The organism is Jannaschia marina (assembly GCF_013404595.1).
Lineage (GTDB): Bacteria > Pseudomonadota > Alphaproteobacteria > Rhodobacterales > Rhodobacteraceae > Jannaschia > Jannaschia marina.
The window spans coordinates 19358-35356 of the sequence record NZ_JABVAX010000021.1 but is presented as its reverse complement, the minus strand read 5'-3'; the positions used below and the strand labels follow the sequence as shown (position 1 = coordinate 35356).

The 15999-nt window shown below is 71.6% G+C and carries 12 protein-coding genes; 5 read left to right on the top strand and 7 right to left on the bottom strand.

Features of this window, described 5'->3' with window-relative positions; translation table 11 throughout:
* Positions 1 to 115: 115 nt before the first annotated feature.
* From HSX43_RS18615 to HSX43_RS18605, 3 genes are all read left to right on the top strand, one after another.
* Entirely contained in the window at positions 116 to 277 is a 162-nt protein-coding gene (locus HSX43_RS18615) for a hypothetical protein (RefSeq protein WP_179381649.1), read from the top strand.
* Positions 278 to 355: 78 nt separating this feature from the next.
* On the top strand, positions 356 to 2392 hold the full coding sequence (locus tag HSX43_RS18610) for a calcium-binding protein (RefSeq protein WP_179381648.1): 2037 nt from the start codon (positions 356 to 358) through the stop codon (positions 2390 to 2392).
* A 64-nt stretch (positions 2393 to 2456) separates the two neighbouring features.
* Positions 2457 to 3722: a LicD family protein gene (locus HSX43_RS18605; protein WP_179381647.1), complete on the top strand. Its 1266-nt coding sequence runs from the start codon at positions 2457 to 2459 to the stop codon at positions 3720 to 3722.
* Between the two features lie 22 nt (positions 3723 to 3744).
* On the opposite strand, the gene HSX43_RS18600 is transcribed toward HSX43_RS18605, so the two are convergent.
* From HSX43_RS18600 to HSX43_RS18570, 7 genes are all read right to left on the bottom strand, one after another.
* The gene (locus tag HSX43_RS18600) at positions 3745 to 5469 is read right to left on the bottom strand and encodes a glycosyltransferase family protein (RefSeq protein WP_179381646.1); all 1725 of its coding nucleotides are present in this window, start codon (positions 5467 to 5469) and stop codon (positions 3745 to 3747) included.
* Positions 5470 to 5485: 16 nt separating this feature from the next.
* Positions 5486 to 7975: a hypothetical protein gene (locus tag HSX43_RS18595; RefSeq protein WP_179381645.1), complete on the bottom strand. Its 2490-nt coding sequence runs from the start codon at positions 7973 to 7975 to the stop codon at positions 5486 to 5488.
* A 65-nt stretch (positions 7976 to 8040) separates the two neighbouring features.
* Positions 8041 to 9051: a cyclase family protein gene (locus tag HSX43_RS18590; protein WP_179381644.1), complete on the bottom strand. Its 1011-nt coding sequence runs from the start codon at positions 9049 to 9051 to the stop codon at positions 8041 to 8043.
* Positions 9048 to 10415, bottom strand: a complete 1368-nt coding sequence (locus HSX43_RS18585) for a class-II fumarase/aspartase family protein (protein WP_179381643.1) — start codon at positions 10413 to 10415, stop codon at positions 9048 to 9050. Before HSX43_RS18585 ends, HSX43_RS18590 begins: the two co-directional genes overlap by 4 nt.
* Positions 10416 to 10431: 16 nt before the next feature.
* Positions 10432 to 11706, bottom strand: a complete 1275-nt coding sequence (locus HSX43_RS18580; protein WP_179381642.1) for an ATP-grasp domain-containing protein — start codon at positions 11704 to 11706, stop codon at positions 10432 to 10434.
* A 54-nt stretch (positions 11707 to 11760) separates the two neighbouring features.
* A complete protein-coding gene (locus tag HSX43_RS18575) occupies positions 11761 to 12798 on the bottom strand; it encodes an Ldh family oxidoreductase (RefSeq protein WP_179381641.1) in 1038 nt (345 codons plus the stop codon).
* Positions 12799 to 12802: 4 nt separating this feature from the next.
* Entirely contained in the window at positions 12803 to 13693 is an 891-nt protein-coding gene (locus HSX43_RS18570; protein WP_179381640.1) for a peptidase, read from the bottom strand.
* A 257-nt stretch (positions 13694 to 13950) separates the two neighbouring features.
* Here HSX43_RS18570 and rfbA point away from each other — a divergent pair, with 257 nt between their 5' ends.
* Together rfbA and HSX43_RS18560 are read left to right on the top strand one after the other, a co-directional pair.
* Entirely contained in the window at positions 13951 to 14844 is an 894-nt protein-coding gene (gene rfbA / locus HSX43_RS18565; protein WP_179381639.1) for a glucose-1-phosphate thymidylyltransferase RfbA, read from the top strand.
* Complete coding sequence (locus HSX43_RS18560) at positions 14841 to 15983, top strand: DegT/DnrJ/EryC1/StrS family aminotransferase (protein WP_179381638.1); 1143 nt, start codon at positions 14841 to 14843, stop codon at positions 15981 to 15983. Before rfbA ends, HSX43_RS18560 begins: the two co-directional genes overlap by 4 nt.
* The last annotated feature ends 16 nt before the right edge of the window (positions 15984 to 15999 follow it).

Genomic DNA, 15999 nt, shown 5'->3' with positions numbered 1-15999 from the left:
GGAAACAGACCGTAAGGACAGGAAAACCTGTCTTTTCCCGTATCACCCCCCTGCTAAGCTGACGTAGCGGAATCGGGGGACAAGGAATACGCCCCGGCGCAACGGCGGGGGGCGTATGCCAGACCAGATCATCCGGACAGACACGACGGACCGGGCATCGCCCGGAAACGGCGACGCAGGCTTCGACTACGAGGCCGGCCGGACCGGTTTCCCGACTGTCGCGGCGGGCGTCGACAACGGCGGCCCCGCCCCGACGGAGGAGGGCGTCCTTCTCTGACCCGGAGGGCCCCGGCCGGGCCCGCCCCCGATTTTCACGATTTCCAACCCAACGAGTTCAACAAAGGGGAATGATACAATGGCAACTTTGAGAGGCGACAGCCTGGTCCTGACGGACACGCTGCAGGACTTCAGCAACCTGGATAACCTCCACGAGACGGCAAGCACGGTGATCGGCGGCGTCACCTACGTCTATGCCGCATCGCGGGGCAGCGACCTGATCCAGATCTCGACCCTCGATGCGGACGGCACGCTGACCCCGGTCGGCACCCTGGCCGATACGGCGGGGACGACCCTCGAGGACGTGACCGCGCTGCGCGTGGTCGAGGTCGGCGGCAATACCTTCCTCGTGGCCGGCAACGCCCCGAGCGGCAGCACCACCGACGGCCTCACCGTCTTCAGCGTGAGCGACACGCCGCCCTACCTGACCTTCGCCGACCGGGTGCTCAACAACAGCGACCCCGACACGAATCTCGACGGGATCTTCGGGATCGAGACCGTCACGACCTCGGGCGGCACCTACATCTATGCCGGCGGCCTCTCCGGCGACGGACTCAGCGTCTTCGAGCTGAGCGCGGCCGGCGGCCTCACCTCGGTGCAGAACATCGCCGAGGACGCCACGCTGGAGCTGAACGGCGTCTTCGGGATCGAGGCCTTCACCCGCTTCGGCACGACCTATCTCGCTGTGGGCGCCGAAACGGACGACGGCCTCTCCATCTTCAGCGTCAATCCCGACGGCACGCTCACCTCGGTCACGGATTTCGACGGGGCGGCCGACGGCAGCCTCGACGGCACCACCGGCCTGACCACCTTCGCGATCGGCAACGACGTCTATGTCTTCGCGCCGCAATTCGCCGGCGATGCCGTCACCGTCCTGCGCTTCGACGGCAGCGCCCTGGAGGTGGTGCAAATCATCGAGTCGGCGACCGCGCTCAACGGCCTGATCGAGGCGCGGGTGATCGAGATCGGGGATCGCGCGCTCCTCGCCGTGGCGTCGCGAAACGGCAGCGCGGTGCAGGTCTTCGAGATCGAGACCGATCCGCTGACCGGAGCCCTCGGCACCCTCTTCCCGGTGCAGTCGATCGAGGCCAACACCGGGCAGGGCGCGCTCTCCGGCGCGAATTACCTGCAGACCGTGGAGATCGACGGCCGGACCTTCGTGCTGGCGGCGGCGCGCAACTCCGACGCGATCAACGTCTACGAGGTGGGCGGCGGCGACGACGTGCTCGAGGGCACGGTCGGGGCCGACGACATCGCCGGCGGCGGCGGCGACGACCTGGTTCTGGCGAACGCGGGCGACGACACCGTTCTCGGCGGCGACGGCGACGACGAATTGCGCGGCGGGTCGGGCGACGACACCGTCGAGGGCGGCGCCGGCTCCGACGTGGTCGAGGGCGGATCGGGCGAGGATCTTCTGCGCGGTGACGACGGCTCCGACTGGATCCGCGGCGGATCGGGCGACGACGCGGCCTCCGGCGGCGACGGCAACGACACGATCCGCGGCGGCGACGACGAGGACCGTCTCTTCGGCAGCGACGGCGCCGACGTGCTGGCCGGCAACGCCGGCGACGATCTCCTGCGCGGCGGCAACGACGCGGACGAACTCTTCGGCGGCGCGGGCGAAGACGACATGAACGGCGAGGACGGCGACGACGCGCTCTCGGGCGGGCTCGGCGACGACCTGATCCGCGGCGGCGACGGCGACGACGCGGTCCAGGGCGGGCGCGGCGCGGACACGCTCGTCGGCAATTCGGGCGACGACACGCTCTCGGGCGGCGGCGGCGACGACCGGCTCATCGCGGGCACCGGCACCGACGTGCTCACCGGCGGCAGCGGGGCGGACACCTTCATCTGGAGCAACGTCAACCAGAGCGCGCAGTCGGGCGCGCGCGACCGGATCACCGACTTCCGCGCGAACGAGGACACGATCGACCTGTCGGGCTTCGCGGGCACGCTCACGTTCGTGGGCGCGACCTATACCGGGTCCGCGAACGAGGTCCGCTACAACGAGAGCATCGGCCGGCTCTACATCGACCTCGACGGCGACCGGGCCTCGGACTTCTCGATCGACCTCGACGGGGATCCGCCGATCGACGCGAACGACCTGATCCTCTGACGGGGCGTTGCGCCGGCGCGGGCGCGGGGCGATAAGCACCGCGCCCGACCCAAGGAGAGACGGGATGCGCCGCCGGCTCTTCGACAGCTACCACCGCCATATCGCCCCCCGGACGGGGCTGCTGCCCGCGGGTCTGCGCGGGGCGGTGGCCGGCGGGCTCCACCGCGTGACGCGGCATCCCGATTTCGCCTTCGCGGCGGCCCGCGCGGCGGGGCGCGCGGACGACCCGCTCTTCCATGTCACCGCCACGCCCGACGGGCCCGTCCCGCCGGCGGCGCCGGGCGAGGTTCTGGTGCAGGTGGGGTATCTGGGCCTGCGCGTCTCGGGGCATCTGCGCGCGGCCCCGGGGGCGGCGCGGCCCGACCGCGTGACGGTGACGCTCGACGGCACGGTCCTGCGCGCGGAGCGGCTGACCTGGCGCGGCGACACGGCCCGGTTCCGCACGATGATCGCGCGGCCCGTCCTCGACCTCTTTCCCCCGGACGCGGTGCTGCGCGCGGAGATCGGCGACGGCCGGCGGCTCGCCGCGCGGGGGGCGGGCGACGGCTGGCGGCTCCGGGTGCCCCACGGACGGGGCGGGATCGCCGCGGAGATCGCCCGGCGCGGCCCGCTCGAGAAGAAGGGCAACCTGCGCCCCGACGCAGGCGAGCTGGCGCGGCGGCAGGAGGCCTATCTCGGTCTCTATTCCGAGCTTCGCGCGGTCTTCGCGGAGGCGTTCGACCGCCCGCTCCTCGTCCTCTACGGCACGCTCCTGGGGCAGGTGCGGGCGGGCGACTTCATTCCGGGCGACGACGATTTCGACGTGGGCTACCCCTCGGCCGCGGCGGATCCGGAGGCGGTGCGGGACGAGGCGATCGGGATCATGGAGCGGCTCGCCGGCATGGGGTACACCCTCGTCCTCAATGACGCGGGGCGGCCCTTCCGGGTGCGCGCGCGGGACGGGGCGGCCTGGTGCCATCTCGACAACCGGCCGGTCTTCGCGCCCGGGACGGGGACGGTCTGGCTGCACCGCCATGCCGCGCTGCCGCTGCCGCTGTCGGATTTCGAGACGCCGGGGCGGGGTCTCCTGCGGGGGACGGAGGTGCTGACGCCGGCCGACCCCGAGGCCTTCCTCGCCGCCTACTACGGGCCCGGCTGGCGGGTGCCCGACCCGAGCTACACGCGCACCGATGCCGATATTCCGGCGGCCGCGCGCGCGGGGCTGGCCCGGCTCTGTCTCAGCGACCGGGAGCAGCGCGCCCTCGCCGCGCGCCACCCGGGCCGGATCGTGCCGGTGCGCTGGCAGCCGCCCTATCCGCTGGCCGACTACGCGGCGCGGGTCGGATTCTAGGCCCTGACGCGCGGAACAGGGCCTATTTCGAGCCTCGCCGGGCGCGGAAGGCCTCGACCGTCTCGCGCAGGCAATCGTGGAAGCCCGCGGGCGCGGTGCGGCGGATCCAGTCCTTGTGGGCGATCTGGGCGCGCGCGACCTCGGCCCAGGCGTCGTCATCCGACAGGATCCGCACCGCCGCCCGCGCGAGACCCTTCATGTCGTTCGCCGCGAAGACCGTGCCGGGCGGCTGGCGCCCCGAGACGTCGCTGTCGCGGCAGGTGAGGATCGGCACGCTCGCCGCCCGCGCCACCGCCGCCCCGCCCGAGCCCCCGGTGAAGCCCGGCGGATGCACGAAGAGCGCGGCCCTCCGCACCAGATCGGAGAAGGCGTCGAAGGGCAGGACGGGGTGGACGATCACGCGTCCCTCGGCCACGCGCCGCCCGATCGCGGGCAGGTCGCGGGCCAGCGCCTCGGGGTCGGCGGCGCCGATGAAATGCCAGACCGCCCCGGGCGCGTCGTCGAGGATCGACATCAGCGTGTCGATCGTCGCGCGATCGTTCTGCGCCAGGCGCTGGTTCATCCGCACCCCGGTGATCGCCGAGACGATGACCTGCCCGCGCCGCTTGGCCGGGTCGACGGGGGTGGGGGACGGATCGGCCGCGCCCGAGACGATGGTGGGATAGGGCTGCACGCGCACGCGGGCCTTCCCCGGGTCGCCCGCGATCGCATGGGGGCCGCGGGCGATGATCATGTCGAGCTTCGGGTCCACCTGGTTGTTCGACTGGATGTAGAAGAAGGCCGTGGGCAGGTGGTCGAAGAGGGCGTGGCGCACGAGCCGGCTCTCGTTCGAGTAGAAGCCCCGGTGGCCGCCGCCGTAGAGCACGACGTCCGGACCGAGGTCGAGGATCGCGCGGCAGGTGTCGAGCACGCCCTCGAGCCCGGGGCTGTCGCGCATGTGCAGATGGAAGCGCGTGCCGTAGTCCGCCCCGAGCGCCGCGCGCGCCCGGTCCTCGGCCAGGGAGACGCGGTCGGAGGCGAAGGTGGGCGAGACGATGGGCGTGGTGACGGCGAAGCGCTCGCGGGTGACGACGAGATGGGCGACGAGATCCGGGTCGTGGTCGAGCAGGTTGCGGCAGATCGCGAAGAGGACGCGGGCGTGGGTATGCACCTCGGAGATCTTGAGCACGTCGATGCAGAAGACGATGCGGCGGGGCGGGATGCCGGGCGCGCGGACCGTGTCGGGGCCGGCCCCCTCGGCGTCGAGGGCGCGCTGCAGGTAGCGCGCGGCGGCGGCGAGGATGTCGGTATCGTTCTTGAGGATGCGGTGGTCGGGCAGGCTCTCGACCGCGGCGGCGACAAGGGCGTCGCCCTCCCGCCCGCGGCCCGCGTCGTAGAGCGCGAGGGCCTGCCGCGCCCGCGCCCGGCGCAGCCCGGTGAGGGCATGGCGCGTCTTGCGCAGGGCGTTCGCCTCGGGGGTGTCGGGCTGCGGGGGGGCCAGCCCGACCGGATCGGCATCCGCGTCGTCCGGGTCGCGGGGCGGATGGTTCATCAGCGCCAGCCGCTGCCAGAACGCCATCGCCGCCGCCCAGTCGCCGCGCCGCTCGGCGGTGACCGCCTTGTGGCGCAGGCGCAGCTCCGCCAGCCCCGGCCGGGCCGTCAGGTAGAGGAGCCCCTCGAGCACCCGTGACTTCAGCTCGGGCGACAGCGCTCGCTTGAACCGGTTCGGCACGAGCCGGCGGTAGGCGCGGAGCAGCTGACGTTCCAAGGGCGGCGACGTGGTGTCAGCCGTCCGCCGAAACGGCCCCGCCGGCGGTCAGGCGGGCCCGGCCGAGGCGCGCGGCCTCCGACAGGCAGTCGTGGAAGCCCTGAACCGAGGTTTCCCGGATCCAGGCGGTATGGTCGATCTGGGCCTGGGCGGTGGCGCGCCAGTCCGCCTCGTCGGTCAGCAGCTTGACCGCGCGGTCGGCGAAATCGGCGCGCGCGTCCTCCTCGAAGACGGTGTCGGGCGGCTGACGCCCCGAGACGTCGGAATGGTTGAACGTCAGGATCGGGATCGCCCCGCGCCGCGCCACCGCCGCCCCGCCCGAGCCGCCGGTGAACCCCGGCAGGTGCAGGAAGAGCGAGGCATTGCCCACGAGGTCGGTGAAGGCCTCGAAGGGCATGACCGTGTGCAGCCGGATCCGGCCCGCGTCCATGCGCTTGGCGATCTCGGGGTTGGCGGCGCGCACGGCGGCGATGTCCTGACAGCCGATGAAATGCCAGACGGATCCCTCCACCCGGTCGAGGATCGAGAAGAAATCCGCCATCTCGGCCTTCGTCATCTCCGAGAGGCGCACGTCCATGCGCACCCCGGTGATGGCCGAGACGATGGTCTTCGCCCGCGCCTTGCGCGGGTCGATCTCGCTCTGGGCCTCGGCGAGGGCCAGGTCGACGATGGTGGGATAGGGCTGCACGCGCACGCAGGTCTCTCCCGGCTCGCCCTCGATCGCGTGGGGACCGCGGGCAATGATCATGTCGAACTTCGGATCCACCTGGTTGTTGGCCTGAATATAGAAGAATACCGCTGGAACAAGATCATAGAGCGCGTGGCGCACGAGGCGACTCTCGTTGGAGAAGAGACCCCGGTGGCCGCCGCCGTAGAGCACGAGGTCGGGGCCGAGATCGAGGATGGCGCGGGTGCTCCGCACCACCCCCTCGAGGCCGCTGCCCTGGTGGACGTGCAGGCGGAAGCGGCTGTCGTAGAGATCGCCCAGGGCCGCCCGCGCCCGCGTCTCGAGGGCGGTCTCGCGCCCCGGCCCGAAGGAGGGGGAGACGACGGGCGTGGTGACCGCGAAGCGTTCGTTGGTGACGACCACGTCGATCTCGAGGTCGGGGTCGTGCAGGAGCAGGTTGCGGCACATCGTGAAGACGACGCGCGAATGGGTGTGCACCTCCGAGACCTTGAGGATGTCGAGCGCCAGCACCACGCGGCGCACCTGTCCGGGGGCGCGGGGCACGGGGGTCTGGAAGGCCCCGTCCTCGCGCAGGGCCTCCTGCACGTAGCGGCGCGCCACGTCGAGGAAGAGCGGGCTGTACTTCAGCTGGCGCTGGTCGGGCAGGCTCTCGACGACGCGCACGGCCAGCTCGCGGAAGGCGCGGATGCGGCCCGCGTCGTGATGCTCGAGGGCGAGCCGGGCGCGCATCTCCCGCAGCTGGCTGCGCCCGTAGTTCGCGCGGCGCGCCCGGTCCTTGGCGTTCTTGGCGACGATCGTCCCGCTCTTCGTCGAGACGGGGTTCATGATCGCGGCATAGAGCTGCCAGTGGCGCGCGGCGCTCTCGACGTCGCCGCGCAGCTCGCAGGCGCGGGCCATCAGCGGCAGCGCGGCGGTATTGTCGTCGGGCACGTCGAAGGCCGCGGCGATCACCCGGTCGGAGAGCTCGAGCCCGCCCCCGTCCTGGAGCCGCTGGGCGAAGCGCAGCGTCAGGCTCCAGATCTGGCCGAGCGTCGATGCCGTCAGCCGGTCGCGGACCGTCGCGAAGAACCGCCACCAGGCCTCGAGCTGCGCCTCGGCGACCGCCGTGTCCACACCGCTCTCGCGATCCTGGACGAGTTCCTGCAGCGTGGCCTTGTAGAACAGCGGATAGGCCGTCTGGTAGTCGGGCCAGGCCGCCAGCACGGGCTGCAGCGCCGCGCGCGCGATATGCTGCCGCTGCGCCTTGTTGCGCTTGGCGGCGAGTGCGGCATAGGCCTTGCAGAGCCGGGCCCGCCGCGCCGCCGTCATCTTGCGCGCCGCATCCCAGTAATCCGCCAGGAGCCCGGCCTGCCGCTGCAGCGAACGGGCCCCCGGCTTCGAATGGCCGACGAATTTCTCCGGGTCGAGCGCCACCTCCGGCATTGTCCCGAGGTCGGGCAGGGCACCGGGATCATAAAGGGCCACGGTCCGGCGCAGCCGCGTCTCGAGCACGGCGAGCTTGCCGTAGACCTTGCCCATCGTCAGGCCCGATCCCTTCTGCGGGGCGGGGCCGGCGGCGATGGCGAGCCAGGCGCGCAGGGCGAGGGTGAAATCCCCCTGCGCCTCCGCCTGCCAGGCCAGCGACTGCAGCCGCGCGGGCTGATCGGCGAGGCGCGAGACCAGCATCTTCTGCGCCGCGGTTTCGGTGGCACCCGTGGGATCGACCCGCAGGGCGGCCGTGGCCGACCCGAACAGGGCCTTGCGCAGCCGGGATTTCAGCGAGGGCCGCTTCGACGGGGCCGGTGGAGTGGCGGAGGGTGTGGTGGGTACGGTGGGCATGGAACCAATCTATCAAATGAAATGGAGAAAGGGGCGCACGAGGGCGAAATACCCCCCGCCGCCCATCAGACGGTGGCGATCGGTGTCGCGGGCGAGCCCACGGCCCCGGTCAACCGCAGCGGCGGCGCCGTCAGCAGGAAACGGCTGCGGCCCGCCGCGCCCAGCCATTCGGCGAGGTCGGCGAGATGCCAGAGTTCGGCGAGCGGCAGGCCCAGCTTGAAGAGGCAATGCTCGTGCAGCGGCAGGATCGAGCCGCAGTAGTCGTCGGGCAGCGCCTTGCCCGCCGCCTCGACCGCGATGTTGTCGGAGATGAGCGCGGCGATCCCGCTGTCGGTGATCCACTGCAGCAGCTTGTCGTCGTGGCCGTCGAGCACCGCGCAGGCCGTCTTGATGGCGGGGTCCGGGTCGCCCGCGCCGGCGAGGATCAGCCGATCGATCCCCGTCCACAGGAGCAGCATGTCGCCTTCCTCGACGGTGACGCCGTCGGCTTCCATCACCCGCATCAGGTCGTCGTAGCCGACCTCGACCCGGTCGTCGCCGAAGTGCTTGTGCAGGTTCACCAGCACCCCGCGCCCCTGCATCCCGTGGGCGGCGAAGTTCTCGATCCCGAGCCGGTGGGCGCAGGTGACGTGGTCGGCGTCCATCGTCAGGTCCTCGCCGGCGCGGAAGCCGTTGTAGTAGACCTGCCGCTCGACCCCGTCGCCCATCACGTCGAAGTTCGAGCCGCGGTGCGCCAGCGCGTCCCACTGGGTCGAATACTGGGTATAGAGCAGCACCGCGTCGTCGGCGGCGATGTCGGGGAAGCGGGGGTCGAAGTCGCGCCAGTTGTAGTTGAAATAGGGCGCGTCGTTGCGGATCACCGGGCGCAGCGCCGGCGGAAAGCGCACCGGGGAGAGCACGTTGCCGCCGGGCAGGTCCAGAGGCAGCGACAGGCAGAAGGTGCGCCCCTCGGCCACCTCGGCGATGCCGCGGCGCACCTGCTCGGGCCCGACGAGGTTCATCCGCCCCAGTTGATCGTCCGGGCCCCAATCGCCCCAGGTGGACCCCTCGGGGCGGACCTTCCAACGGTCGTTCATGTCTCGAATCCTTCCTTGGCGGCGCGCGCGAGCACCGCATCAACCATGGCCCCGCAGGAGCCGGTGTAGCCCGCCGGGTCGAGGAGCGCGTCGATCTCGGCCTCCGCGAAGGCCTCCGTCACCACCGGCGTGGCGAGGAGGGCCTCGCGCAGGTGCACGCCCCCGTCGATGGCGCGCGCCGAGGCGGCGGTCATCACCTCGTGGGCGCCGGCGCTCCCGAGGGTCGCGGCGAGGCCCGACTTGACCGCCTCCGACATGATGAGCCCGCCGCCCGCGTCGAGGGTCCGGCGCATGTTGGCCGCGTCCACGTCGAGCCCCTCGAGCATGGGGCGCGCGTGCATCAGCGCCCCCGACGCCAGGAGGAACGCCTCGGGGATCACCATCCATTCGACGGGCATGGCGGCGATGCCGCGCTCGTGTTCCTGCACCTGGCTCTCCATCATCTGCGGCACCAGCGCGCGCAGCCGGGTGGCGATGGCGATGATCTGGGGGCAGGCGATCGGGTTGCGCTTCTGCGGCATGGCCGACGACGCGCCGCGGCCGGGGACGTAAGGCTCCCGCACCTCCGAGACCTCGGAACGCATGAGCATGGCGACCTCGGTGCCGATCCGCCCGAGCAGGCCGCCGAGGAGGCCCAGCCAGAAGATCACCTCGGCCAGGCCGTCGCGCCCCGTATGCCAGGTGATGTCGGGGTCGCGCAGGTCGAGCTCGGCGGCGAGGGCGGCGCGCACGGCCGTCCCCCCGTCGCCGAGCGGCGCGAGGGTGCCGACGGCACCGCCGAACTGCACCGCGAAGGCGCGCTCCTTCAGGGCGGGCAGGCGGGCGCGGTGGCGCAGCGCCTCGTCGAGCCAGCCCGCCACCTTGTAGCCGAAGGTGATCGGGACGGCGTGCTGCTGGAAGGTGCGCCCGGCCTGGGGCGTGTCGCGGTGGGCGCGGGCGAGCCGGGCGAGGGCGGCGATCGTCCCGTCGAGCTCCGCCTCGATCAGGGCGAGGCCCTCGCGCATCTGCAGCACGAGCCCGGTGTCGAGCACGTCCTGCGTCGTCGCCCCCCAGTGGACGTAGCGCGCTGCCGTCTCCGGGCAGGCGTCGCGCAGCTGCTTGACCAGGGGCAGGATGGCGAAGCCCACGCGCTCGAAATGGTCGCGCATGGCCGCCGGATCGAGGATGTCGGTCGAGGCCGCCGCCGTCGCGATGGCCTCGGCCGCCTCGTCGGGAATCACGCCGCAGGCGGCCTCGGCCCGGGCGAGCGCCGCCTCGTAGGCCAGCCAGGAGGCGAATCGGCCGTCGTCGGAGAAGAGCGCGCGCATGGGCCCCGTGCTGAACTGGTCGCGGTAATAGGGGCTGTCGTAGAGCGTGGCGGGCATCGGGGGCTCCGGAGGATCAGGCGTCGTCGGGGTCGTCGAGCTGGCTGAAGATGTCGCGGCGCATGATCGCGCGTCCCGCGGTGTCGCGCACCTCGAGACGTTCGATGGCGGCGCGGGTGCGCGCGAAGGCGCCGGCCCGGTCGGGGGCCGTCACCAGGAAGGCCCCCACGCGGGAGCGGGTGGACATGTCGTCGCCGATCTCGGTGCCCGGCGCGCGGTAGGACATCCAGCGCGCGATGGTGCCGTCGTCGAGCAGCGCCTCGACCCCCTCGACCCGCTCGAAGGTGCCCGGGTCGGCGTAGACGGTGTTCGTCATCGTCCAGAGCCCGGTCGGGGCGAGGTCCACGGAGACCGGCCGGCCGAGCCAGCTGTCGAGGGAGGCCTCGATCGCGTCGAAGCCCGAGACCATCCGCGTCACCGCCGAGCCCGTCCCCCCCGAAAGCCGGGGCGAGAACTCGATCAGGCTGAGGCCCGCGTCGGTCAGGAAGGCCTGGACGAGCATCGGCACGTTGTCGAGCCCGAAGGCCGCGGCCAGGTCGCTCAGCACGTCCTCGGCCCCGGCCTGCACCTCCGCGGGCAGGGGGTACGGCGCGATCGAGCCGGTCGACTGGATCACCTTGTCAGTGGGCACGCCCAGCATCTGGAACTTGCGCCGCACCAGCACGATCTTCGCGCGGCCGGCCTCGACGAAGCAGTCGATCGACAGCTCCGGGCCGGTGACGAATTCCTCGACCACCGCCTGTCCGACCCGGCTGATGCCGAGGGCGAGCGCCAGATGCTCCTCGAGGGCGGCCATGTCGTCGGCCCGGCGCACCCCGGCCGAGCCGTTGGAATCGGCGGGCTTCACCACCAGCGGGAACGACAGCCCCGCCACCTGCCGGGCGAGATCGGCCGGGTCCTCGATATAGACGTGGCGCGCGGTCGGCAGGCCGGCGTCGCGCAGCCGGGCCTTCATGCCGCCCTTGTTGCCGATGAGCGCGGCGGTGGCATGGGGGTAGGGGTGGGGCAGGCCCATCGCCTCGGAGACCTCGATGGCGACGACATTGGCCTGATCGACGCAGGTGGCGATCACGAGGGTCGCGCCCTCGGCCTCGGCCACGCGGCGCACGGCCGCCGGATCGAGGGTGCTTTCCTGGACATGCAGGTCGGCGTGGGACGCCGCCGGCGGATGGGGCAGGTAGTCGACCAGCACGACGCGCCAGCCGCGCGCGCGCAAAAGCCCGATCAGGGCGATATGCGGGCTCGTTCCGCCCAGGACAACGGCGGTGGGCCGCGGTACCGTATCGTTCATTTCTGATGCCCGTCCTTCATCGCATCCGACCGGTCCTTCCCCGGCCTCTCCATGTCAATCATGCGCCGGCGATGCAACGCCGGTCGCCGCCGCGAGCGCGTCGAGCTTCGCCAGGACCGCCGCCGAGAGCGGAACCTTGCCATCCCGCCCCGCCATGTGGCCCGCGCCGCGCTCCCCGGGCAGGAAGACACCGCCCTCGGGCCCCGCGGCCCGGGTCGCGGCGATGAGCTCGGCGAAGGCCGCGTCGTAATCGGCCCTTGGCAGGAGGCGCTCGATGTCGATCGCCAGGAGCATGTGCCCCGAGCGCGAGGGCCCGTCGGGCGTGTTGAGGTTGCGCGCGCGCCCCCCGCTGGCCGAGCGCGTCATCAGCCCCGCCATCACGTCGACGACGAGCGACAGCCCGTAGCCCTTGGCCCCGCCCACCGGCAGCATCGACCCGGCGAGGGCGGCGACCGGATCGGTCGTCGGCCGGCCCTCGGCGTCGAGGGCCCAGCCCTCGGGAATCGCCTCGCCGTTGGTGGCGGCGAGGCGGATCTTGCCGCGCGCGGCCTGCGACGTGGCCATGTCGAGGATCACCGGCGGATGCCCCGCGGGCGCCGGGAAGCCGAAGGCGATCGGATTGGTGCCGAAGACCGCCCGCTGCCCGCCCGTGGGGGCGATCGCGGGGGCGGCGTTGGCCAGCACCATGGCCGCCATGCCCGCCGCGACCGCGCGATGGGCGATGAAGGCGGCGGTGCCGAAGTTGTGGCTGTGGCGGATGCCCACGAGGCCGACGCCCGCGGTGCGCGCCATGTCGACGGCCCGGTCCATACCGCGGATGCCGGCGACCTGGCCGAAGCCGTCGCCCGCGTCGAGGAGCGCCAGCGCCGGGGCCGCCGACAGTTCGGTCAGCGGCGTCTCGGCCTGCATCAGGCCCTTCTCGATCCGGTCGACGTAGATCGGCAGGCGGGGGGCGCCGTGGGTGCCCTTGCCGTGGGCATGGGCGTAGGTGATCGACTCCGCCACGAGGGCGGCATCGGCCGCGGGCACGCCCCGGGCCACGAGGACGGCGCGGGCGAACCGGTCGAGTTCGCCGAGGGAGATGTCGGGCATGGCCTCAGCCCCGGGCGGGCGGGTGGGTCACGGCGTCGGGGGCGTAGGCGTCGAGCATCCGCTTGACGAGCTGCACCTGCTTCATCCGCTTGACCGCATCGGCATCGGTGGTGTCCCAGCTGTGGGACTTGGCGACCGAGCCGCCGGTCTTGAGGTAGATGGGGGCGGCGACGCGCACCATCTCGGGCACCTCGTAGTGGCGGATGAAGCCGCCCGAGGAGGCCGGGTTCTCGGTGTGCACGTCGAGCGGCACGTCGACCGCCTGGCGGATCGCGGCGAGCATCTGCAGCTGGATGTCGCGGATCGGGTTGAAGCTGTCGGCGCCGATCTCGGTGAGCATCCGCGCCGCGCAGGGGTTGCCGTGGCCGGTGTGGGCCGAGACCTTGAAGCGCACCTCCGCCGGGATCTCGCCGGCGGCGCGCATCTTGCCCAGCAGCCAGAGCGCCCCCTCGTCGTAGACCATGAAGGAGGTCACGCCGAGCGCGAGGCCGCGGCGGATCTCCTCGACGGCGCGCACGACCTGCTCCTGCCCGCGCAGGCGGTAGCCCATGCGGCTGCCCTCGGAGGTGTTGACCGAGGCCGAGGTGTCGGTCGTGGCCCGCGGCCCGATCGAGAGCACGAGTTCGATGCCGCGCGGGCGCACCATCTCGACCATCTGCTCGATCTCCGCGTCGAGGAGGGTCATCACGCCCTTGGTCTGGGTGATGCGGTGGATCGGCACGCCGGTCTCGTCCACCGCCGCCAGGAGCGCGCGCATCGCCCCGGGCCCCTGGATGCCGGGCACCTCGAAGCGGTACTGGGCCCCGTCCTCGAAGCGCTTCTCGGAGGTGGGCAGGTCGTATCGGTCGCCCGCAGGCAGGCCGAGGCTGTCGAGGAAATCGCGTGTCTTCTGCATAATCGTCTCTAATCAAGAAATTGCCGCCGAACCGGGCGGACGGCCCCCCCGGGGGAAGCCCGGGGGACATTATGAGCGGGGAAACGGGAGGTCAACGCGACCCGCGGGTCTCCGCCTGTTCGGATTTTCGCGTGGCGCTCGGACGGCCCCGCGACTATGAGACCCCTGCCGAAAGGCACCATTTTGGTTTCGAACGTTATTTGAAGATTTGGCCCCGCCGGTGCGGCAAGGGGGCGATTGAACGAGGAGACATGGCCATGAGCCAGAGCACGCGGCGCAAGGGAATCGTCCTGGCCGGAGGATCGGGGACCCGGCTCTATCCGGTCACCCGGGCGGTCTCGAAGCAGCTCCTGCCGATCCACGACAAGCCGATGATCTACCATCCGCTCAGCGTGCTGATGCTCAGCGGGATCCAGGACATCCTGCTCATCTCCACCCCCGACGACATCGACCAGTACCGCCGCCTCCTGGGCGACGGGTCGCAGTTCGGCATCCGCCTGCAATACGCCGAGCAGCCGAGCCCCGACGGCCTGGCCCAGGCCTTCCTGATCGGCGAGGAGTTCATCGGCGACGACCCCGTCTGCCTCGTGCTCGGCGACAACATCTTCTACGGCCCGGGCTTCAGCCAGCTCCTGCTGCAGGCCTCGGCGCGCGCCCGCGGCGCCACCGTCTTCGCCTATCAGGTCCACGACCCCGAGCGGTTCGGCGTGGTCGAGTTCGACGCCAACCGCCGCGTCCTCTCGGTCGAGGAGAAGCCGGAGACGCCCAAGAGCTCCTATGCCGTCACCGGGCTCTACTTCTACGACAACCGGGTGGTGGAGATCGCCCGCGACGTGAAGCCCTCGGACCGCGGCGAGCTGGAGATCACCGACGTCAACCGCGCCTACCTCGAGGGCGGCGAGCTCTACGTGCAGCTTCTGGGGCGCGGCTTCGCCTGGCTCGACACCGGCACGCACCAGTCGCTCCTCGATGCCTCCTCCTTCGTCTCGACCGTCGAGGCGCGGCAGGGCTACAAGATCGCCTGTCTCGAGGAAATCGCCTACGGCAAGGGCTGGATCGACAGCGACGCGCTCCTGCGGCAGGCCGAGCTGCTGGGCAAGACCGGCTACGGAACCTATCTCAAGAGCCTCGCCCGGGAGGATGCGCAATGAGCGACCACAAGATCCACGTCACCCAGCCCTTCCTGCCCCCGCTCGAGGAGTTCATCCCCTACGTCGAGGAGATCTGGGAGAACCGCTTCCTGACGAACGGCGGCCCGCTGCACCAGCGGCTCGAGGCCGATCTCGCCGCCTATCTCGGCGTCGAGCATCTCGCGCTCTTCAACAACGGCACCATCGCGCTCATCACCGCGCTGCAGGCGCTCGACCTCGAGGGCGAGGTCATCACCACGCCCTTCTCCTTCGTGGCCACGACGAACGCGCTGATCTGGAACAAGAACACCCCGGTCTTCGTCGACATCGACCCGGTGACGCTCAACCTCGATCCCGCGAAGATCGAGGCGGCGATCACCCCGCGCACCACCGCGATCCTGCCCGTCCACTGCTACGGCAACCCCTGCGACATGGCCGCGATCCGCGACATCGCCGACCGCCACGGGCTCAAGGTGGTCTACGACGCCGCCCATGCCTTCGGCGTGCACAACGAGGAGGGCTCGATCCTCGCGCGCGGCGATCTCTCGACGCTCTCGCTCCATGCGACAAAGGTCTTCAACACCTTCGAGGGCGGGGCCGTCATCTGCCGCGACGCGGCCATGAAGCACCATATCGACGAGCTGAAGAACTTCGGCATCGTCGACGAGCTGACGATCAAGGTCGCCGGCTGCAACGGCAAGATGAGCGAGATCCACGCCGCCATGGGCCTCGCGCAGCTCGGCCATATCGACGCCTGCCTCGCCCGGCGCGGCGAGATCGACGCCGCCTACCGCGCGGCCCTCGCCGACGTGCCCGGCCTCGACCCGGTGCCGAAGCCGAACCAGACGCGCTCCAACTGGGCCTATTTCCCGATCGTGGTGAACGATGCCTATCCGCTGACGCGCGACGGGCTCTACGATCACCTGCGCGAGGTCAACATCCTGACCCGGCGCTACTTCTATCCGCTGCTGACGACGCTGCCGATGTATTCGGACCTGCCCTCGGCGGCCCCGGCGAACCTGCCGGTGGCCAGCGAGATGTCGCAGCGGGTGATGTGCCTGCCGATCTTCCCCTCGATGACCGACGACGACATCGCCCGCATCGTCGACGCCCTGCGCGCGCCCCTCCGCGGCGGCCGCCCCCTGGCGGCCACCGCCTGACCCCGAAGACGACACG